Source organism: Flavobacterium anhuiense, from assembly GCF_004151235.1.
Classification (GTDB): domain Bacteria; phylum Bacteroidota; class Bacteroidia; order Flavobacteriales; family Flavobacteriaceae; genus Flavobacterium; species Flavobacterium anhuiense_A.
The window spans coordinates 25,362-47,434 of sequence record NZ_JUIV01000012.1 but is presented as its reverse complement, the minus strand read 5'-3'; the positions used below and the strand labels follow the sequence as shown (position 1 = coordinate 47,434).

Here is a 22,073-nt window from a genome sequence, read left to right as displayed (position 1 = left end):
TAAAATTCTGATTTTTAGAAACTAAAATTAAAATTTATGAAAGGTATTATATTAGCAGGAGGTTCTGGCACAAGATTACATCCATTAACTTTAGCGGTAAGTAAACAGTTAATGCCAGTATATGATAAACCTATGATATACTATCCGCTGTCAACACTTATGATGGCTGGTATTAATGAAATTTTGATTATTTCAACACCTCATGATTTACCTCATTTCAAGAAGCTTTTAGGAGATGGAAGTACAATAGGATGTAAATTTAGTTATGCAGAACAACCAGATCCAAATGGTTTGGCTCAGGCTTTCGTAATTGGAGAAGATTTTATAGGAAAAGATAAAGTAGCCCTAGTATTAGGAGACAATATCTTTTTCGGAACAAATATGCAGCAACTTTTAAAAGATAATGCTAATCCAGATGGAGGAGTTGTATTTGCTTATCACGTTGCAGATCCTGAAAGATATGGAGTTGTAGAATTTGACGAAAACAAAAATGCAATTTCAATAGAAGAAAAACCTGTGGAGCCAAAATCTAATTATGCTGTTCCTGGCCTTTATTTCTATGATAATTCTGTAGTAGAAATTGCTAAAAATATTAAACCAAGTGCTCGTGGTGAATATGAAATAACAGATGTTAATAAAGTTTATCTGGAAAAAGGACAGTTAAAAGTTGGGATATTAAGTAGAGGAACTGCATGGCTAGACACAGGAACATTTAATAGCTTAATGCAAGCCGGACAATTTGTTCAGGTTATTGAAGAAAGGCAAGGTCTAAAGGTTGGCTGTATCGAAGAAATTGCATGGAGACAAGGTTTTATTAATGATGAACAGCTTGAAAAATTGGCCCAGCCATTGTTGAAATCTGGTTACGGATTATATCTGATTGATTTTTTAAAACAAAAGAGAAAAAGTGTTAAAATTTAATTTGTATCTTTAACTAATTGTTTAAAACGTTTAATTTGTATTTTTGTATAAAAGTCAGAATACAGGCATTAAAAAAAGTTCAATTGAATACAGATAAACCAAATAGCATAACCTCATTGTTGTATAATACTTTTTCACCAAGAAATCTTCGGGCTAACATAAATAATCTTAGCTACCTGCCTAGATGGATTATTGTTGGAATAGATGTAATGGTTTTGGTTTTTTCTTTTTGTCTTACCTATTTGCTTTTTGAAGGGACAGCAATAGGATATCTCATAACATCGCATAATTTTTACTTTGTTGCAGGATTAATTATTGTGAATGTGTTCTTTTTCTGGCTTTTCAGAACTTATTCAGGGATTATTAGACACTCTTCCTATATAGATGCAATAAAATTGTTGTTTTCACAGATGTCTGTGCTCGTATTTTTCTTATTTATAAATTTAGTATTTGAATTATACACGGGACATAAAGCCTTTTTGAATACTGCACTTTTTATCAACTTAGTTTTGTCATTCTGCGGACTATTCTTATATCGTGTGGTGGTAAAACAAACTTTTGAAATGTATTTTTCAGAAAAAGCTACCAGCAAGTTAATAAGAACTGTAATTTATGGTACAGATGCAAATGCGATTTCTGTCGCAAATGCTTTAAAATTCGAAACACCGTCTCGATTTAAAATTGTTGGCTTTGTTGATAAGAATAATCAGAATGCATCTAAACGCATGTTAGATCTGCCAATATTAATTTTAAGAAAAAAACTTCCCGCTTTAATGCGTTCGGTTGCTGCTGAAGGTGTAATTATTGCAGATAAAAGCTTAACAAAAGACGAACAGCTTATTATTGTTGATCAATGTTTAGAATTTAATTATAGAGTATATACTGTTCCACTTATATCAGATTGGGAAAATCAAAAAGAAATCTCCCAAAAAGTAAAAAATATTCAAATTGAAGATTTACTTGAGAGAAAACCGATAGTTCTAGATAGTAAATCAATTTCTAAACAATTAAAGGACAAAACGATTTTAATTACTGGAGCGGCGGGATCAATTGGAAGTGAAATTGTAAGGCAGGTTTTGAATTTCAATCCAAGAAATGTAATAATTTTGGACCATGCAGAGACGCCATTACACAATTTGTGTCTAGAAACTCAGGCAATGAATTTCAGTACAAAGATTGTAGCAGTAATTGCGGATGTAAGGAGCAAGAAAGCTTTGGAAAAAGTTTTTAAAAATTACAATCCACATGTTGTTTTTCATGCAGCGGCTTATAAGCATGTGCCTTTGATGGAGGAAAATCCTTCTCAGGCAATTCAAACTAATATTAAAGGGACTAAAAACCTTGCCGATTTATCTTGTAAATACAAGGTTAAGAAATTTGTAATGGTTTCTACAGATAAAGCTGTTAACCCAAGTAATGTAATGGGGGCTAGTAAACGTATTGCAGAAAAATATGTACAGTCTTTATTCTTAAAAAATCAAACAGAAAATGTTGAAGGGGGTACAAAATTTATTACTACTCGTTTCGGAAATGTTTTAGGTTCAAATGGATCTGTTGTTCCATTATTTACGAAACAAATTTCAGAAGGTGGGCCAGTAACAATTACACATCAGGATATTATACGTTATTTTATGACAATTCCTGAAGCTTGCCAGCTTGTATTGGAAGCTGGAGCTATGGGTAATGGTGGTGAAATTTATATTTTTGACATGGGAAAACCAGTTAGAATTATTGATTTAGCTAGAAAAATGATCAAATTAGCCGGTTTCATTCCTGACAAAGAAATTAAAATTAAAATTGTTGGTTTAAGACCCGGAGAAAAACTTTACGAAGAATTATTAAATGATACCTCTAAAACTCTTCCAACATATCATAATAAGATTATGATTGCACAAGAAATTCAAGACGAATATGAAACTCTCCATAATGACGTTGATGAATTAATAGGAATTGCTGATTTTTACGAAAATGATGATATTGTTGCAAAGATGAAAAAGATAGTTCCAGAATTCAAAAGTATGAATTCAACCTTTGAAGTTCTAGATAAATAAGATCAAACGAAAATAAATTCAAATATAGTCAAGAGGTGTTTTTTTTAAACGCCTTTTGATATTTTTAAACAAATTTTAAAATGTTAAAAATCTTGTTAAAATTTTTAAATTAAGATTTTTATGCCCCTTTTAAATGGATTCTAAAAATACAAATGACTGGTTGTTTGAGATAACGCCCAAGAATAAATTTTTCTCGCTCAATTTTAAAGAAATTTGGCAGTATCGAGATTTATTAATGCTTTTTGTCAAAAGAGATATAATTACGGTTTATAAGCAAACGGTTTTAGGGCCGCTATGGTATCTTATTCAGCCTTTGTTTACTTCTATAACCTTTACAATTATATTTAATAATGTTGCTGGGATTAAGACAGGTTCTATTCCGCCATTCTTATTTAATTTGGGAGGAATCATGGTTTGGAATTATTTTACTGCCTGTTTGAATGGAACTTCTGATACATTTAAATCTAATGCCAGTATATTTGGAAAAGTATATTTCCCAAGAATTATAACACCTTTATCAATAGTTATCTCAAACTTAATCAAATTTGGAATTCAATTTGGAATATTTATTTTCTTTTACATTTTGTTTTATTTTCGAGGAGCTGACTTAAGCCTTAATATATCAATATTATTTTTCCCAATTTTAATTTCATTTATGGGAATTTTAGGATTAGGTTTGGGAATGATGATCTCTTCAATGGTTACAAAATATAGGGATTTAAATAATTTGATTGGATTTGGCGTGCAATTGCTAATGTACATATCTGCAGTAATGTATCCGATGGAATTAATAAAAGAGAAACTTCCAAAATTTGGTTGGATTGTGGAGTACAATCCTTTAGCTTACGTAATAGAAACTTCTCGCTATATGCTTTTAAATATCGGGAGTATATCAATTTTAGGGTTGCTATATACAGCAATAATTACATTAACTGTTTTCTTTGTTGGGTTATTGGTTTTTAATAGAACAGAGAAAAGCTTTATAGATACAGTATAATGAAAGATATTATTTTAAAAGCCGAAAATATTTCGAAGCAATATCGTTTGGGAGAAGTTGGAACTGGAACTTTGAAACATGATTTAAATAGATGGTGGTATAAAATACGGGGGAAAGAAAATCCATATTTGAAAATTGGAGAAACAAATGATCGTTCAACAAAAGGAACCTCTGATTATGTTTGGGCTTTACAGGATATTAATTTTGAAGTTGAAAGAGGAGAAGTTTTAGGTATTATCGGAAAAAATGGTGCTGGAAAATCGACATTATTAAAAATTTTATCAAAAGTTACGGCTCCTACAATTGGAAGTATTAAATGTAAAGGGCGTATAGCTTCGTTGCTTGAAGTTGGCACTGGTTTTAATGGAGAAATGACTGGTCGCGAAAATATTTTTTTGAACGGTGCTATTCTTGGTATGACAAAAAAAGAAATTACATCGAAACTAGATGAAATTATTGAATTTTCAGGATGTGAGCGTTACATTGATACTCCAGTAAAAAGATATAGTTCTGGAATGACAGTTCGTTTGGCGTTTGCAGTTGCTGCCTTTCTTGAGCCAGAAATTTTAGTTATTGATGAGGTATTAGCTGTAGGTGATGCGGAATTTCAGAAAAAGGCAATAGGTAAGATGAAAGATATTTCCAATCAAGAGGGAAGAACAATTTTATTTGTAAGCCACGATTTAAGTGCAATTAGCACATTAGCTTCACGAACCCTTATTTTAGCTAATGGGAAAATAATTGCAAATGAAGAAACAAATAAGGCAATTTCAATATATTCCTCTATGGAAACCAGCAGCTCAATCTTTATTCAAGAGCCTTTGTTAAATGTGCCCTCTGTCACAAAAGTTGAAGTTGTAACATCAGAAGGAGGTATTCTTCACGCAAATGGTAAGGCTCTTAAAATTAAGTTTGAAATAAATATGCCATACGAGAATTATGAAAATCTAGCATTCTCGTTTCAGATAATAAATCATTTGCAAGTTCCAATTTTATATGATTATATTTTTGATATAAATACTAGAATTGGTAGACAAAAAGGAGCTAATTATTTGGAGTTTACTTATCCTAATTTAGCACTTTATAAAGGAAACTATAGTATTGTAGTTCATTTGGCAGAAACAAAAACAAAAACAAAATTTCAAGAATTTAAATGTTGTTTATTTGAGGTAGAAATGATCGGAATGAAAGAACCAGAATGGGGCTGGCAAAAAAATGTTTGTCAGTATTTGGATAAGGGTAATTGGGAAATATTATAATTGTTAAATGTAAAGATGGACAGTAATATTGAAAAAACTATAAATGACAGTTTCATTAATATAAAACAGGACAAAATATTAATCTCGTTTTATTTAATTAGAAAATCATTGTTAGAAGCTGTTACAGAGCTAAAGCCAAAATTACACGGTAAAATTCTAGATCTTGCTTGTGGTCTTATGCCTTATAAAGATTTTCTCAAAAACGACTTAATTGAAGAATATATAGGTGTAGACCTTGAGCCAACAGAGTATCACCACGTAGTTAAACCAGATTATTATTGGGATGGAAATACAATTCCTTTGGAGAATGAATCGGTAAATTTTGTAATCGCTACTGAGTTTTTGGAGCATTATTTTGATACAAGTCATATTTTAAAAGAGATAAAAAGAGTTTTAAAACCTGGAGGCACATTCTTTTTTACTGTACCTAACGTTTGGCCACTTCATGAAGTGCCATACGATTATCATAGATTTACACCTTTTGCATTAGAAGAACATTTTAAAAAAACAAAATTTTCTACATGGGAAATAAAACCATTAGGAGGCTTTCATTATCATTTGGCAATATCAATCTCATTATGGAGTGATTTTGGCCTTTCTAAAAAGAAGCAAAAATTAATAAAACCATTTTTACATTTTTTTGTTAAGTTTTTAGTGAGAAAAGATAAGAAAGATTTTAAATTCTCTCATGGTAAAATGTACTCAGGTTTATATGGCTTTGTGGTAAAATAAGCTGCGATTTTTTTTAGTCACAAAAGGAATCTAATAATATTATAAATGAATCAAATTTTATCAATCATTGTCCCATCATATAATGCCGAAGCTACTCTAGGTGCTACTTTAGAATCTGTTGTAAGACAAGATTTTCAAGATTGGGAAGTTATTATTGTTAATGATGGTTCAACCGACAGAACAGAAGAGATTGCATTAAAATGGGTAAGCAAGGATAGTAGATTTAAGTATTTCTTTAAGCAAAATGAAGGTTTAGGTAAAGCTAGAAATTTTGGAATTGATAAGTCGAAAGGAAAATTTATTTTGCCTTTGGATTCTGACAATCTATTAATAAAAGATTTTGCTAAAGATGCAATTGCTGTCTTTGAAAAAAAACAGGATGTTGGGGTTGTTTATGGAGATGCTGAATATTTTGGTGAAAGAAATGGACTTTGGAAAGTTCCACAGTATAATTTTAAAAAAATGCTTGTTGATAATTTTATTGATGCCTGCGCGATTTATAGAAAAGAGCTTTGGCAAAAAGTTGGAGGGTATGATGTGAATATGCCTTTTCAAGGAAATGAAGATTGGGAGTTTTGGTTAGCTTTAGGAGCTATAGATGTGAGTTTTTATCATTTGAATAAGATTACATTTAAATATTTTGTTTCAAAAACATCAATGATTAGATCTTTTACTTCTGAAATGCATTACTCTAATAATGATTATATTTTTAAAAAGTATAGTAATCATTATAAAAAACATTATGTGGATCTTTGGTTGCTCTTAGAAAAAAAGGAACGGGATTATTTTAATAAGTTAAAAAGTAAAAAATTTGTGATTGATTTATTCTTGACTACTTTTTTTAGATTTTCTATATTCGGACGATATAAAAAAAACAATTAATGCTTGCAATAGTTATTCCATATTATAATCGTAAATTTTTTGAGAAAACATTGGAATCGATTGTAAATCAAAAAGATAAGCGTTTTAAGGTTTATATTGGTGATGATTCTAGCCCAGAAAATCCAGCTAAATTATTAGAAAGTTATAGTTCTAAGTTTGATTTCGTTTATAATCGTTTTGATACTAATTTAGGAGGAACTTCGCTGCCCCAACAATGGGAGCGTTGCATTGAATTGTCTGAAAATGAAAAATGGGTTATGATTTTAGGAGATGATGATGTTTTAGATAATCATGTCGTAGAAGAGTTTTATAAAAACTTGCAGGTTATTGAAAAAGAAAATGTCAATGTTGTGAGATTTGCAACTCAGATAATAGATGAAAATGATGATATAAAATCTGAAATATATTGTCATCCAGTAATGGAAAAATCTACTGATTTTTTATTAAAAAAAATGAAAAATCAAACTAGAAGTTCCTTAAGTGAATATTTTTTTAAAAAAGAAATTCTAAAAGAAAAAGGATTTTATAATTTTCCTTTGGGATGGCATTCAGATGATTTAGCTTTTTTATTGGTTTCTAACTTCAACTTTATTTATACAATCAATTTTGCCTCAATAAAAGTTCGAGTAAGTAACCTAAGTATTTCTGGTAAAACAAATAACAGAATATTAAAGAATGAAGCAACTAAATTGTTTTACAGTACTATTTTAGATAATTATATTTCTCATTTCACAAAAAAGCAAAGGCTAAAAATTATTGAAAAAATGGAGAGCGTTTTTTTTAAACAGAAAAATGCTTTTTTATTTTTTAAAATTTCCAAATTACATTTAAGAAAAACGAGTTTGTTTAATTTTCTCAAGTTTTTAAGAAGGGTGTACATTAATTTATAAGATTTATAAATGAGATATTTAGTTTCTATTATCGTTCCCTGTTATAATCAATCACAATATTTGGATGAGGCTTTACAATCTGTATTAGATCAAACTTATGAGAATTGGGAATGTATAATTGTTAATGATGGAAGTCTAGACGATACTGAAGATTTCGTAAAGAAATGGACTCTAAAAGATAAAAGATTCAAATATTTATATCAAACAAATAAAGGAGTAAGCAGTGCAAGAAATTTTGGTATTAGGGAATCTAAAGGTGAATTAATATTACCATTAGATGCTGATGATAAAATACAAGAAAAATACCTAGAAAAGGGCGTTGAACAGTTTTTAGAAAACTCAGATTTAAAATTAGTGTATTGTAATGCTATTAAATTTGGTGATGAAAATGAAAAATGGAATTTGCCGGATTTTTCCTTAAAAAACTTATCTGTTAATAATTTAATTTTCTGTTCGGCAATTTATTTAAAAGCAGATTGGGAATTTGTTGGTGGATATGATGAGAAAATGAATTCAGGGTTAGAAGATTGGGAGTTTTGGATTGCTTTATTAAAAAATGGAGGTGAGGTTTTTAGAATTAATGAGGTAGGGTTTTATTATAGGATTAAAAATAATTCAAGACAGACTAATCTAACAGAAAACAATCGTGAAAGACTTTTGGAGTATATGAGTATTAAACATGCAGATTTTTATGTAGCACAGTTAGGATCTTTTGTATATCTAAACTCAGTTGTTAAAAGTGTAAGATCCGAATTTCAAAATAAAGTTCAAAGTGAAAAGTTTGTTATTGATTTATTTTGTAGCATGTTTTTTAGATTTAATATTTTTGGAAAATATAAACGCAAAAAATGAGAAGACAAAATAATTTTGATTTTTTGCGTTTAATTTTTGCCGTGTTTGTAATAATATCACACTCATATCCATTATCAGGAAGCCAGTCATGTGATTGGTTGTGTGATCTGACAAATGGAAAATTAATGTTATCCTACATTGGAGTAAAAGGTTTTTTTATAATTAGCGGTTACCTTATTTTTCAAAGTCTCTTAAGAAGCAAAGATTGGATAGATTACATTTGGAAACGTTTTTTACGATTGTTTCCAGCTTTATTTGTTGTTTTGGTTTTGACTGTAATTCTAGGGGTATTTGTTTACGAAGGCATTGGTGCTTATTTAATGAACAAATCTATTTACACTTATATAGGTAAGAATTTGTCACTCTTTAGGCTTCAATACGGGATTTCTGGGATATTTGAAAATAATATTTATGGCAATGCTATCAATGGATCGCTTTGGACACTTTGTTATGAGTTTAGTATGTACGTTATTATATCAATACTCTTCTTTTTTAGAAACAATGTAAAAACTTTGCACTTATTGTTTGGGCTTTTGTATTTGTCCTTTGCCGTATTTTTCTTTTTGTCTAAAAAAGGTTATGAATTTCATTTTTATCAATTACAAAGTTCATATTTAATTGAATTGGGATTATTTTTTCTTGGAGGCTCTTTTTTGGCATTGTTGAAAATTGATGAATTTAAGTATATTAAAATAGTAATTATAGTTTCTTTATTTTTAGTTTTACTAACTGAATTATTGATTCAAGATTCTATTATTTTTAGATTTTTGCTATGGCCAATCTTAATAATTACAGTAGGACTTCAAGCAACAAAACATCTTAAAGATATTGGGAATAGAATCGGAGATATCTCTTATGGGATTTATATTTATGGATTTCCTATACAGCAATCGTTGATGCATTTTTTTAAATTAAATGCAATCGAACTTATGGTCATATCAATTCCTCTATCAGTATTATTTGGATATTTATCATGGCATTTGATTGAAAATCGAATGTTACGTTTTAAAAATTCTCATCCTAAAGTTTTTGTTAAAAGAATTTTGAATTTTAGAATGATTTTGTTTTGATATTAAAAAAGAAATGAAAGAAGATAATTGTAATTCCCTTTTCTTTAGTATCATTATACCAGTTTATAATGCAGAAAGATATATTGAAGATTGCTTAAATAGTATTTTAAATCAATCATTTCAAGATTTTGAGATTATACTTGTAAATGATGGTTCGACAGACAGTTCTGGAAAAATTTGCGATAATTACTCTCTAAATAATAGTTGTATTAAAGTTATCCATAAAACAAATTCGGGTACAGCAGGAGCCAGAAATTCAGGTTTGAAAATCGCTAAAGGTGAATATCTATGGTTTGTAGATGGTGATGATTTAATAGAAAAAAACTCACTCACTGATTTACAAAAATTAGTAGAAACATATAATTGTATTCCAGTAATAAATTTTATTAAAATTGATTTTAAAGACGATCAATTAAAAAACTTAAAAGTCGGTTTTCCGCAAATAATTAATTCATTTGTTGGAAATACAAAAAAAACTCCAGACGGTATGCCCTCAAGTGTTTGTTTAAGTATTTATAACAGAAGTTTTTTACTAGATAAAGATTTAAGATTTGAAGAAGACAATTTTTTTGAAGATGAATTTTTTAATTTAAAATTATACACAAGTTTTAGTTTTAATTTTTTGAATATAAATCTACCATTATATTTCTATAGAAGAGCTAACGAGGAAAGTAAGACGTCACTAAAAGATGGTAAATCTCTTTATGAAAAATGTCTTTCAAAAATAAGATTGTTCCTTTATGTTTCCCAAATAAAAAGAAACGAAACAAACAATGACTTTCTAAGCTATAAAAAAAGAGTTTATGCCGAGTATGCTTTGCAATTTTTTGAACTTTGTCTTAGACAAAACGAAGAAAAATACACAAAAAATATTGTTAAAATAATAAAAAAGAATATTCTTAAGATTCCTACCCAAGGTACTTATTTTAAAGCGTCTCAAATTAAAAGATTGTTGTATAATTTGAATCCCGATATATTTATTATTTATATAAGGTTGCTGATTTTGTTGAAGAAAAAATAAATTGAAATAAAGTAGGAGCACTAGATGAAAAGTTTGACTTTTTTATGCTGATAATGATTATGCAATGACTTTAAAAAGTTGAAATATAAAACATGTCAAAGTTTATACTTCAAATGTAGATTATTTAGAAAAAAACAGCAAAAAATCTTTGGAAATAATCAAGATTCTCTAAAATATTATAAAGTATCCTAAATACCTTTTCAATGAAGATTATAAATGCGTTTTAGGAACTGAAAAAAATTATCGGATTTTCTTAAATTTCATGGTAAATGGGGAAGACCAGTTTTATATTATAGAAAAAATAAAATTTGTGAAATCTTAATGAGATATAATCTAGGTTTTTTAAATTGGTTTGTCTTAGGATTTAAAATATAATGGTAACGAAAAAGTAAAAATAATTTATCCAGATAATTTTAAATAAAAAAATAGTGAAGTACTTCATAATATTGAAAGGACTTTTAAAGAACCAAGTTCGTAATTGTTTGATTTAGAGTCAAAATGCAAAACAAAATTAAAATAGCTTATCTCATAACAGCTTATCATGATTATGCACATTTAAAAAAAATGATAATCGCTTTAAATGACTCTAATGTTTGCTTTTTTATCCATATTGATAAAAATTCTTTAATGCCAACAAATTTAGATGAATTCAAAAATATCAAATTTATCAAAAGACATAAAGTCTGGTGGGCAGGTTGGTCACATCAAAAAGCAATTCTCAATTTAATGGCAGAAGCAATTAAAGAAAACTTTGACTATTACGCTTTAATTAGCGGAAGTGATTACCCGATAAAAAAGAATAATTATTTGTATTCATTATTGAATGGAGGAGGAGAATTTATAAGTATAAAAGAAGGATTTCCTGTAGAATTTAAAAAAGAGTGGATAACCAATTTTTATTTTGATCTATTTTATCGAAGAAAACCTAATAAACCAATATGGATAAAAGTTTTATTGCGCTTGGAGAAGAAAATAAGTTTGTATTTTCCCAAAAAAAAGTATCCGTTTAATAGAATTTTTTTGGCCCCACTTGGTGGGTTCTAACACATTCGACAGTTCATTATGTTCTTGATTTTTTAGAAGCTAATCCCAAATACGAAAGATTTTTTAAAAATTCATTTTGTAGCGAAGAGATTCTAATACCAACAATTATAGGAAATTCAAATATTAAAAATTTGAAAGGAAACTTAACCTATGTTGATTGGACAGTTACTCCAGGACCGGCCTTTATTTCAGAGAAGCATCTTGCAATTTTTGAAAATGATATTGTTAGCAACGAATATGGGGATAATTGTGCGTTTTTTGCAAGAAAATTTAAAAATGAAAGTTCAGGTATTTTGCAATATATCGACAATAATTTGAGGGTTTAATTTATGATTACAATAATTTATCCATATAGAAATAGAGAATCTGAACGAGTAAGACGTTCTTTTGATTCGTTGAAAGAACAAACAAATTCTGATTTTGAAGTTCTTTTGGTTGATTATGGTTCAGATTTAACCTCTGCATCTATTGTTAAAGATTTAGTTTCCAATTATAAGTTCGCAAAATATATCTACAATTATTCGGGTTTTCAGCCTTGGTCAAGAGCTAAAGCCATTAATATTGGCCTAAAAAATGTTACTACAGAATATATCTTTACAGCTGATGTGGATATGATCTTTAGTCCAAATTTTGTTTCTAAACTTCATGAGTTAAAAAATCCAGTTAAAGCCTATTATTTTAAAGTTGGTTTTCTTAATGAAAAAGAATCTAAAGAAAATAAGAAATTTGAGAATTATTTAATTGATTTTAGTACAGAAATTGGAGCCCAAGGATTATCATTATTTTATCTTAAAAGCTTGAAAGAAATTACAGGTTATGATGAGTTTTTACATTTTTGGGGAGCCGAAGATATTGATGTACACAATCGATTAGAGAGAAACGATACAGAGAGTATTTTTTATTCGGAAGAAATTTTAATGCTTCATCAATGGCATACGAGTTACAGAAAATCAGAAAAAAAAGGACTTACAAGAGATTTGCAATTGACGGATATTCTTAAGATAAATCAACAAAAATTGCTTGCAAATACTCGAAGCAAAGAAGTAAGGATTAACAAGCTAAATTGGGGAATAACTGTTTTAGAAAATGATTTTGAAGATTTAAAAAAGCATGAACAAAAGATATTAATGCTTAATAAAAAGGATGTTGTAACGCATTTTCTATTTTGTGAATTGCCGGATTTTAAAAATGGAGTTTTAAATATTCATTTTGTAAAAGATCCTTTTCAAAATTCATTAAAGTATCGACTAAAGAAATTTTTGGGAAAAAACGTTCCTAAATATTACTCTTTAAAAGAAATTAATGACTTACTCTTACTACATATTATTTCTTTCTATCACACTCATCCTTACTTTTATGAAGTCAGTAATGATTTAAATAGCATTAAATTTAAAATAAAAAAATAAAAAGATTTAAATTGCGCAACATGCCAAAAGTAATTCTGATTTCTCAAATTCCTTTGCCTTACTCTCATATTGGGAGCTGGACAACCTTATATCATAATTATCTGACTAAAAATCATTCTATTGATTTTATTGTTTGTGAAGAGCCGGAAAGTCGATATGCAGAAATAGAATATGGGATAGTTGCTAATTACAATCTACAAAAGTTTCAAAACAAATTTTCAAAAAATAAGTACTTAGAATATTTTAAAGTGCTAGAAAAAATTCTGATTAAAGAGGATCAATTTATAATCCAAATAATTGATAATTTCGGAATTGTAGAACCTTTAATAGATTTTTTAAAAGTAAAAAAGAAACGAGACAAATGCTATTTGCAGTTCTTTTATCATGGATTCTCTCCATATTATGAAAATTTTTCAGGGCGATGGTTTTTTGAAGGTATAGACGAAATGGTTGTATTGACAAAAGATTCGTACAAAGCACATAAAGCATATTATACAATCCTACCAACAAAATTTTCTGTATTACATAATGGAATTAATACTTTGAAGTTTCATAAAGTAAGTATCGAAGAAAAAGAAAACTTAAAGAAAGAATTAGAAATTACACATAAGAAAGTATTTATATGGTGTTCTCAGGATCGTCCTAAAAAGGGATTGGATTTTATTCTTGATGTATGGAAAAGAATAGATAAAAAAGAGAATGACGCAATTCTTTTGGTAATTGGTGCAAATCGAGATCTAAAAATAGATGGGGTATCATTTTTAGGAAGAATACCCAATAATGACTTGCCAAAATACTATCAAATTGCAGATTGTTACTTGTTTCCTACATTGTGGCACGAAGGTTTCGGATTAAGTTTAATAGAAGCTTTGCATTGTGGCTGTTATTGTATTGCTTCTGAAAATGGAGGAGTTCCAGAAGTCTTACAATATGGAAAATATGGGAAACTTATAGAGAATCCAAACTTTATAGAAGAATGGTGTGATGCTATAAATTCATTTTTAGGAGGTGATGAAGTAAATTATACCAATATTCCAGAAACTTTATATTCGATGGAAAACTGGAACGATGGAATGAATATAATAATTAACAATGCAAAGAAAAATCTAATTTAAGGTTATGAAGCCTCTTTTGAAAACAACTGATAAAAAAATTGAATCAAATTCGCTATTCATTATTGCCGAAGTTGGGCAAGCCCATGAAGGCAGTCTTGGAATTTTGCATTCCTATATTGATGCTCTTGCTCAAACAGGTGTAGATGCTGTTAAATTTCAAATGCATATTGCCGAAGCAGAAAGTAGCGAATATGAACCATTTCGTGTGAAATTTTCTTTAGAAGATGAAACAAGATTTGATTACTGGAAGCGAATGGGGTTTTCTTTAGAACAATGGAAAGGCATAAAAAAACATTGTGATGAGGTAGGTTTAAGATTTATTTGCTCTCCCTTTAGTAATCTGGCGGTTGATTGGCTAGAAGAACTAGGAGTAGAACAATATAAAATAGGATCTGGAGAGGTCAACAATTTTTTAATTTTAGAAAAGATTGCACGAACAGGAAAACCAATTATTCTGTCTTCAGGAATGAGTTCATACAAAGAATTAGACAAAACAGTTGAATTTCTAAAAGAAAGAAATGTTGAATTTTCTATTTTACAATGTACAACCGCATATCCAACTCAGCCAGAGCAATATGGTTTAAATGTTATTCCGGAATTAAAGAATCGGTACAATGTTCCTGTGGGTTTTTCTGATCATTCTGCAAAAATTGAAACTTGTATTGCTGCAACAGCTTTAGGTGCAGATATTTTAGAATTTCATGTGGTATTTGATAGGCAAATGTTTGGGCCAGATTCGAAATCCTCATTGACTATTTTAGAAACAAAAGAACTTGTAGAAGCGGTTAGAAATATAAAAACAGCATTATCTAATCCTATAGATAAAAATAAAAATGAAGATTTTTCTTCTCTAAAACAAATTTTTGAAAAGTCATTGGCAATAAATAAAGATTTACCAAAAGATCATATTTTGACTTTTGAGGATTTAGAATCTAAAAAGCCAAAAGGTTTTGGAATAGATGCTTTACGATTTCAAGAAGTAATTGGGAAGGCCTTAAATAAAGATTTAAAAAAATGGGACTTTTTAACAGAAAATGATCTTTCCTAAAAAACATTTTTAATTGGCTTACGCTTCTTAATTTTTCTTACTCCAACTGATTTAAAAATATAATAATTTCAAAATGCTAAAAAGAAAAATAGCTGTTGTAGTTACAGCACGTCCTTCTTATAGTCGTATAAAAACAGTGTTATCTGCAATTCAAGAACATTCAGATTTAGAGTTGCAATTGGTAGTTGCTGCCTCGGCATTATTGGATCGTTATGGATCTGCAGTAAATTATATTGAAAAAGATGGTTTTGTTATCACAGCTAAGGTTTTTAATGTACTAGAAGGAGAAAATCTTACTGCAGCAGCAAAGACTACAGGAATTGGCATTTTAGAATTATCAACTGTTTTTGATAATTTGAAACCAGATATTGTTATAACGGTTGCTGATCGATTTGAAACCATGGCAACAGCGATTGCAGCTTCCTATATGAATATCCCTCTTGCACATATTCAAGGTGGAGAAGTAACTGGAAACATTGATGAAAAAGTGCGTCATGCAATTACAAAATTAGCAGATTACCATTTTGTTGCTTCTGAAAGTGCTAAAGAAAGAGTTATAAAGCTTGGAGAAGATTCTAAAATGGTTTTTAATACAGGATGTCCTTCTATCGACTTAGCTTTAGAAATTAGAAACAGTAAAACACTTCCATTCGACCCTTACGAAAAATATGGAGGCGTAGGAGCAAAACCGAATTTATCTAATGGGTATTTGGTTGTGATGCAACATCCGGTAACAACCGAATATAAAGATTCAAGAAAGCATATAGAGGCTACGCTTGAAGCAATATATAAATTAAATAAGCCTACATTGTGGTTTTGGCCTAATGTGGATGCTGGCGCAGATGGAACGTCAACAGGGATTCGAGCTTTTCGAGAACAGCATAATTTACCTAACGTTCATTTTTTTAAGAATATGGAAGGGAAAGATTTTTTGCAATTATTAAAGCATAGTGATTGCCTTATAGGGAATTCTAGTGTAGGAATTCGTGAATGTGCATATTTAGGGGTTCCTGTTGTAAATATTGGTTCTCGCCAGAATAGGAGAGACCGAGGAGGAAATAGCGTAGATGTTGATTACTCGCAAAAAGAAATAGAAGAAGCAATTACAGTAATTGTTAAGAATGATAAAATTGTTTCGTCTTCTATTTATGGTGATGGAAAAGCAGGAATCAAAATAGCAGAATTATTAGCCGAAGTTCCTTTACAATTTCACAAAACAATAATGTACTAATATGAAAGTACTAGCAGTGATTCCGGCTCGCGGAGGCTCAAAAGGTGTGCCGGAAAAGAATATTAAAGAATTGGGAGATAAACCATTAGTGGCTCACGCAATAGAATGTGCTCTTCAATCTACTAGTGTTTCTAAAATTGTGCTGTCCACAGATGATGAGAAAATTGCCACTATTGGTAGAAAATATGATATTGAAGTATTAAAAAGACCTTCTCATTTAGCTCAAGACAATAGCAATGTTGTGGATACAGTAGAACACATAATTAAAGAGTACAATGAAGATTTTGATTTGATCGTTTTATTACAGCCAACTTCACCACTAAGAACGTATTTCGATTTAGATAATATTGTTAATTTGTTAATTGATAAGACAGAAATTGATGGTGTAATTAGTGTCGTGCCAATGAATGATACACATCCAGCAAGAATGTATAATCTAATGGAGAATGACGAATTGAGTCCATTAATTGATAGCGGAGAAAGTATGAGAAGGCAAGATCTAACTCCTGTCTACTATAGAAATGGATGTTTTTATGCAGTAAGAACTAAAGCTTTTATAATGCAAAAAACTTTTATGGTTGAGAAAAAGAAAGCTTATGTCATGAATCCGGATTGGTTGGTCAATATTGATACAGTGAGAGATTTTAAATTAGCAACACTTTTATATGAAGACTGGAAAAAAGAAATTATTAATTACTGAACCAGATAATTTTAGTCAAAAAGCATTAACGATGTTAAGCCAAGCTTTTGATGTAAAGTCTATAAAAATAAAGGATAGAGAGGAATTACAATTAGAGATTTCTAGTGTTGATGCAATTTTTATAAGACTGGGATTTGTAATTGATAAAGAAATTCTAAACAAAGCAAGTAACTTAAAATTTATATTGACTGCAACAACTGGATTGGATCATATTGATGTTGATTACTTTAAAAGTCTAGGAGGTGAAGTCATTTCTCTTAAAGATGAAGTGGATTTTTTAAAAAGCATACCGTCAACCGCAGAACATACTTGGGCATTATTGCTCGCTCTATTAAAAAAAGTTCCAACTTCCTTTGATCATGTTAAAAAAGGAGGATGGAATAGAAATTTGTTTATTAACACAAATCTAAAAGAAAAAAAAATTGGCATTTTAGGATTAGGAAGAGTTGGTAGCCAAGTAGCTGATTTTGCAAAGGCCTTTGGAATGGAGATTGGTTTTTTTGATGTTAAAAATGTAGAGAGTAATTTTTTGAGATTTAATAGTCCTGGAGAGTTGTTCAATTGGGCAGACATCATTACGATACATATTCCATATTCTGTAGAAAACGAAAAATTTATTGATAAAGAATTATTATCGTTTGTAAAAAAAGGAACGGTACTAATTAATACTTCTAGAGGAGGTGTTTGGGATGAAAATGAAGTTGCTAGATTAACTGTGAATGGTAATTTTAGTGGTATTGCAACAGATGTTTTGGAAAACGAATTAAATGAAGAAACGATAGAATTGAATACTTTAGTTGATTTAGCTAGGCAAAACTACAATGTAATAATTACACCCCATATTGCTGGAGCAACTAAAGAGTCGATGGAAATGACAGAAGATTTTGTAGCAAAAAAACTGATTTCGAAGAGAGGTATTTTATTTTAATTCTTTAAAAATCTTAAGTATTGCGAGTAAGAAATATCAAACTTTTTTTCTTTTTTAAAATCTTATAAATCAAAAAAGTAAACGATTATTTTAGAAAAAGGAAATAATGCAGAATTATTTTTTAGTTGTGAGCAAAAATCGGATATTTGGCCGCTCATTTACCCAAAAACACTTTAGACACAATTAATGCCTACTAAAAAGATTTTTATTCTTCTTCCAGATGGAGTTGGACTCCGAAATTTTGCTTTTTCTAATTTTTATAAAATAGGATTAGAAAAGAAATTTGACATAACATACTGGAATAACACTCCATTTGATTTACCTAATTTAGGTTTTAAGGAAATTAAAATAAATAATGCTAAATCTAGTCCTTTTACAGATAGTTATAAAAACGCTAGGAAACACATAGAGTTAAATCTCAATATAAGAAGAGAGAACGATAAAGTTTATGATACTTATCGATTCCCTTTTTCATATAAAAATGCAAGGATTGCTCTTAAAAGTTATTTTGCAAGATTTTTGATTTCATTGTATAACTCAGACAAAGGATTAATAAAAGTTAAATCAAAAATAAAAAGTATAGAAAAGAAAACCGATTTCTATAAACAATGTTTGCAGACACTCGAAAGAGAACGACCAAACTTTGTTTTCTGTACAAATCAAAGACCAGTATTGGCTATTGCACCATTATTAGCCGCAAAAGAACTAAAAATCCCAACAGGAACATTTATCTTTTCTTGGGATAATTTGCCTAAAGCAACAATGGTTGTTGAAACTGATTACTATTTTGTGTGGAGTGAACACATGAAATCAGAACTCCTTAAATACTATCCAGATATAAAGGAAAAACAGATTTTTGTTGTAGGAACTCCTCAATTTGAGAGTCATTTTGACGAAAAAAATCTTATTGATAAAGCCCAATTCTTCAACGATTACAATTTAGATTTAAACAAAAAATATATCTGCTATTCAGGAGATGATATAACAACTTGTCCAGATGACCCGCAATATTTATCAGATGTTGCTGACGCCGTAAGAAAAATAAATGAACAAGGCGATAAATCACTTGGATTAATATTCAGACGTTGCCCTGTAGATTTTTCAAACAGATTTGATGAGGTTTTGGCAAGAAATAAAGATCTAATAGTTCCAATTAATCCTACTTGGAAAAAAATAGGAGAACAATGGAATACTGTCTTGCCAACCAAAGAAGATGTTAAATTGCATGCAAGCACAATTTTTAATACAGAGATGGTGGTTAACCTAGGTTCATCAATGGTGTTTGATTATGTGTGTTTTAAAAAGCCATGCGCTTACATAAATTACGATGTATCGAATAGGGTTAATGAAAAATGGTCGGTCTCAAAAATTTATAACTATATGCATTTTCGTTCGATGCCAAGTAAAAAAGCAGTTATTTGGTTAAATTCGGCTGATGAAATTGCAGATAAAATTAGGTTAGGATTAGAAGGCAACAATGAAACAATTAAACACGCTCAACAATGGTTTGAAATTATAAACCAGAACTCTCCTAAAAAAGCCTCAGAAAGAATATGGGAAGCAATAGAATTAATTGCGGACTAATTTTATTATAATATTATTTTAAGCTATGTTTTTTAACTCTTTGGCTTTTGCCATATTTTTACCAATCGTTTTTTTCTTGTATTGGTTTGTCTTCAATAAAACGAAAAGCACCCAAAATGCTTTGTTAATTGTTGCTAGTTATTATTTCTATTCCTGTTGGGATTGGCGATTTCTATTTCTGCTGGTTTTTTCTACATTTTTAGATTATTTCACAGGAATTCAAATCGAGAAAAGTAACTCAGAAAAAGGACGAAAATTTTGGTTTTGGCTTAGTGTTTTAGTGAATTTAGGGTTTTTAGGAATTTTTAAATACTATAACTTCTTTGCAACTTCATTTGCAGAAATGTTTACTTCTTTTGGTTTTAAGGTAAGTCCATTTTTATTGGATGTAATTCTTCCTGTCGGAATTTCATTTTATACCTTCCATGGATTATCTTATGTAATTGATATCTACTATAAAAGAATAAAAGCCGAATACAATTTTATTGATTATTCTTTATTTGTGAGCTACTTTCCTCTTTTGGTGGCTGGACCAATTGAAAGAGCAACGCACTTGCTTCCTGAATTAAAAGAAAAACGTGAATTTGATTTTGAAAAAGCCAAAGAAGGAGTTTGTCAAATTGTTTGGGGATTAGTGAAAAAAGTGGTAATTGCAGATACTTGCGCGGTTTATGCAAACGCCATTTTTGATCATTATCCAGCAATGAATTCTTTTTCATTAATTTTAGGAGCAATTTATTTTGCGTTTCAGATTTATGGAGATTTCTCAGGATATTCAGACATCGCACTTGGCGTTTCTAAATTATTTGGTTTAGAGTTATTAAGAAACTTTAATTATCCGTACTTTTCAAGAGACATTGCAGAGTTTTGGCGTCGTTGGCATATATCGCTTTCTTCTTGGTTTCGAGATTATTTGTACATTCCGCTAGGAGGAAGCAAAGGTGGCATTTGGATGAAAATAAGAAATACTTTTATCATTTTTATAGTCAGTGGTTTTTGGCATGGTGCAAATTGGACGTACATTGTATGGGGCTTTATAAATGCTCTTTATTTTCTTCCTTTATTATTGTCTAATAGTAATAGAAACAATATGGATTCCATAGTTTTAAAATGGAACTTTGATTCTATAAAAGTACTTTTTAGTATTTTAACTACTTTTCTATTGACTTGTGTAGCTTGGGTATTTTTCAGAGCAAAAACAATCACGGATGCCATTTTATATCTAAAAAATATATTTACTAATGTAGAGTTTGGTGCTCAGTATTTGGATAACGAACGATATAACTATGAATTATTATTGATGATTGGTCTGTTTGTTTTAGTAGAGTGGAATAATAAAACCAAGGTCGAGCCAATTTCTGGAAAGGGTAGCATGCTGAAAATGGCTTTAGCTATTATAGCTATTATCGCTTTCGGAACTTATTCAGATTACAAAGAATTTATTTATTTCCAATTTTAATGAAGAAGTTTTTATTATACATCTTAGGTGTTTTCCTTTTAACAGTCTTGATAGCAGTTATTCTAGATGGTTTGTATACTTATGTTTTTATGCAGTCAAGAAACCGTGGCAAAATTGAAACCGTTTTTAATTCTACAGCAAAAAAATATGATGTAGTAATTTTAGGTTCATCAAGAGCTAACAATCATTTTGTATCGCAAATGTTTGAAGATAAAGGGTTAAAAACATTTAACTACGGAATGAGCGGTGGGCATCTGTTTGAAGCTTCATTAATGTTGAAATTGATGATGGAAAGAAAATATGAAATCAAAAATGTGATTCTAGAAGCAGATTTGAATCTTTCCAGCGATCATCAAGCTGAAGGGATTGCTGCTTTATTTTTACCTTACATTCATAATTCTGAAATAATCAAAGAACGTTATAGAAATGAAAGCAATTTCAATGAATTATACTACATACCATTTTATAGATATATAAAATATGACAGTAAAATTGGTTGGAGAGAAACTTTTTTCACAGCAATACACAAGAAAACAAATTCCTTAGAAAATTTAGGGTATCACCCATTAGAAAAGCATAAAAATGGCAATATGAAAAATAATATTGTCAATTTAAATCCGTTGCCACATAATAAATACTACGAAGAGATTAAAGATATATGTAAAAAGAATAACATTAATTTTATAGCTGTAATGACTCCAATGTGCGAGAATGTTGTGGGTATGAATTATTTTGAGAAAGTAAAAAAAATATATCCAGAGATTCATAATTACGAAAATACTGTTATTGAGAATAAATATTTTTCTTCATGCGGACACATGACAGATGAAGGAGCAAGATTGTTTACAGCAAAAATTTTAAAAGATTTTTTTAATAAATAATT

The 22,073-nt window shown here is 29.5% G+C and carries 21 protein-coding genes and 1 pseudogene; all 22 read left to right on the top strand.

Annotated elements, in window-relative coordinates; translation table 11 throughout:
* Positions 1 to 36 precede the first annotated feature (36 nt).
* The 22 genes and pseudogenes from rfbA to NU08_RS14590 all read left to right on the top strand — a co-directional run bounded on the left by rfbA (position 37) and on the right by NU08_RS14590 (position 22,071).
* The gene (gene rfbA / locus NU08_RS14690; RefSeq protein WP_129747928.1) at positions 37 to 921 is read left to right on the top strand and encodes a glucose-1-phosphate thymidylyltransferase RfbA; all 885 of its coding nucleotides are present in this window, start codon (positions 37 to 39) and stop codon (positions 919 to 921) included.
* 107 nt (positions 922 to 1,028) lie between these two features.
* Complete coding sequence (locus tag NU08_RS14685; RefSeq protein ID WP_410501068.1) at positions 1,029 to 2,972, top strand: polysaccharide biosynthesis protein; 1,944 nt, start codon at positions 1,029 to 1,031, stop codon at positions 2,970 to 2,972.
* 133 nt (positions 2,973 to 3,105) lie between these two features.
* Complete coding sequence (locus NU08_RS14680) at positions 3,106 to 3,969, top strand: ABC transporter permease (protein ID WP_129747926.1); 864 nt, start codon at positions 3,106 to 3,108, stop codon at positions 3,967 to 3,969.
* Positions 3,969 to 5,228: an ABC transporter ATP-binding protein gene (locus NU08_RS14675; RefSeq protein ID WP_129747925.1), complete on the top strand. Its 1,260-nt coding sequence runs from the start codon at positions 3,969 to 3,971 to the stop codon at positions 5,226 to 5,228. The genes NU08_RS14680 and NU08_RS14675 overlap by 1 nt, the downstream gene beginning before the upstream one ends.
* Before the next feature lie 108 nt (positions 5,229 to 5,336).
* Complete coding sequence (locus NU08_RS14670; protein WP_165352459.1) at positions 5,337 to 5,960, top strand: class I SAM-dependent methyltransferase; 624 nt, start codon at positions 5,337 to 5,339, stop codon at positions 5,958 to 5,960.
* Between the two features lie 45 nt (positions 5,961 to 6,005).
* Entirely contained in the window at positions 6,006 to 6,842 is an 837-nt protein-coding gene (locus NU08_RS14665) for a glycosyltransferase family A protein (protein WP_129747923.1), read from the top strand.
* Positions 6,842 to 7,732: a glycosyltransferase family 2 protein gene (locus NU08_RS14660; RefSeq protein WP_129747922.1), complete on the top strand. Its 891-nt coding sequence runs from the start codon at positions 6,842 to 6,844 to the stop codon at positions 7,730 to 7,732. The genes NU08_RS14665 and NU08_RS14660 overlap by 1 nt, the downstream gene beginning before the upstream one ends.
* 9 nt (positions 7,733 to 7,741) lie before the next feature.
* The gene (locus tag NU08_RS14655; RefSeq protein ID WP_129747921.1) at positions 7,742 to 8,584 is read left to right on the top strand and encodes a glycosyltransferase family 2 protein; all 843 of its coding nucleotides are present in this window, start codon (positions 7,742 to 7,744) and stop codon (positions 8,582 to 8,584) included.
* Positions 8,581 to 9,654 (top strand): acyltransferase family protein, encoded by a 1,074-nt coding sequence (locus tag NU08_RS14650; RefSeq protein WP_129747920.1) that lies wholly within the window; start codon positions 8,581 to 8,583, stop codon positions 9,652 to 9,654. The genes NU08_RS14655 and NU08_RS14650 overlap by 4 nt, the downstream gene beginning before the upstream one ends.
* 13 nt (positions 9,655 to 9,667) lie before the next feature.
* Complete coding sequence (locus NU08_RS14645) at positions 9,668 to 10,675, top strand: glycosyltransferase family 2 protein (protein ID WP_129747919.1); 1,008 nt, start codon at positions 9,668 to 9,670, stop codon at positions 10,673 to 10,675.
* A 498-nt stretch (positions 10,676 to 11,173) separates the two neighbouring features.
* Positions 11,174 to 11,719, top strand: coding sequence for a beta-1,6-N-acetylglucosaminyltransferase (locus NU08_RS14640; RefSeq protein ID WP_129747918.1), 546 nt, complete (start codon positions 11,174 to 11,176; stop codon positions 11,717 to 11,719).
* A gap of 32 nt (positions 11,720 to 11,751) precedes the next feature.
* Positions 11,752 to 11,835 (top strand): annotated as a pseudogene (locus NU08_RS22580) (hypothetical protein); the annotation flags it as partial.
* A gap of 15 nt (positions 11,836 to 11,850) precedes the next feature.
* A complete protein-coding gene (locus tag NU08_RS22500) occupies positions 11,851 to 12,045 on the top strand; it encodes a hypothetical protein (RefSeq protein WP_129747917.1) in 195 nt (64 codons plus the stop codon).
* 3 nt (positions 12,046 to 12,048) lie between these two features.
* Positions 12,049 to 13,125 carry a glycosyltransferase family 2 protein gene (locus NU08_RS14630; RefSeq protein WP_129747916.1) on the top strand — a complete coding sequence of 359 codons (1,077 nt, stop codon included), beginning with the start codon at positions 12,049 to 12,051 and terminating at the stop codon, positions 13,123 to 13,125.
* 20 nt (positions 13,126 to 13,145) lie between these two features.
* Entirely contained in the window at positions 13,146 to 14,240 is a 1,095-nt protein-coding gene (locus NU08_RS14625) for a glycosyltransferase family 4 protein (RefSeq protein ID WP_129747915.1), read from the top strand.
* Between the two features lie 16 nt (positions 14,241 to 14,256).
* Positions 14,257 to 15,288 (top strand): N-acetylneuraminate synthase family protein, encoded by a 1,032-nt coding sequence (locus tag NU08_RS14620; RefSeq protein ID WP_242502563.1) that lies wholly within the window; start codon positions 14,257 to 14,259, stop codon positions 15,286 to 15,288.
* 73 nt (positions 15,289 to 15,361) lie between these two features.
* Positions 15,362 to 16,519: a UDP-N-acetylglucosamine 2-epimerase gene (gene neuC, locus NU08_RS14615; protein WP_129747913.1), complete on the top strand. Its 1,158-nt coding sequence runs from the start codon at positions 15,362 to 15,364 to the stop codon at positions 16,517 to 16,519.
* Position 16,520: 1 nt separating this feature from the next.
* Entirely contained in the window at positions 16,521 to 17,219 is a 699-nt protein-coding gene (locus tag NU08_RS14610) for a cytidylyltransferase domain-containing protein (RefSeq protein ID WP_129747912.1), read from the top strand.
* On the top strand, positions 17,185 to 18,147 hold the full coding sequence (locus NU08_RS14605) for an NAD(P)-dependent oxidoreductase (protein ID WP_129747911.1): 963 nt from the start codon (positions 17,185 to 17,187) through the stop codon (positions 18,145 to 18,147). The genes NU08_RS14610 and NU08_RS14605 overlap by 35 nt, the downstream gene beginning before the upstream one ends.
* A gap of 186 nt (positions 18,148 to 18,333) precedes the next feature.
* The gene (locus tag NU08_RS14600; protein ID WP_129747910.1) at positions 18,334 to 19,731 is read left to right on the top strand and encodes a UDP-glycosyltransferase; all 1,398 of its coding nucleotides are present in this window, start codon (positions 18,334 to 18,336) and stop codon (positions 19,729 to 19,731) included.
* Positions 19,732 to 19,756: 25 nt separating this feature from the next.
* Positions 19,757 to 21,190, top strand: a complete 1,434-nt coding sequence (locus NU08_RS14595) for an MBOAT family O-acyltransferase (protein ID WP_129747909.1) — start codon at positions 19,757 to 19,759, stop codon at positions 21,188 to 21,190.
* On the top strand, positions 21,190 to 22,071 hold the full coding sequence (locus NU08_RS14590) for a hypothetical protein (protein ID WP_129747908.1): 882 nt from the start codon (positions 21,190 to 21,192) through the stop codon (positions 22,069 to 22,071). Before NU08_RS14595 ends, NU08_RS14590 begins: the two co-directional genes overlap by 1 nt.
* Positions 22,072 to 22,073: the final 2 nt, after the last annotated feature.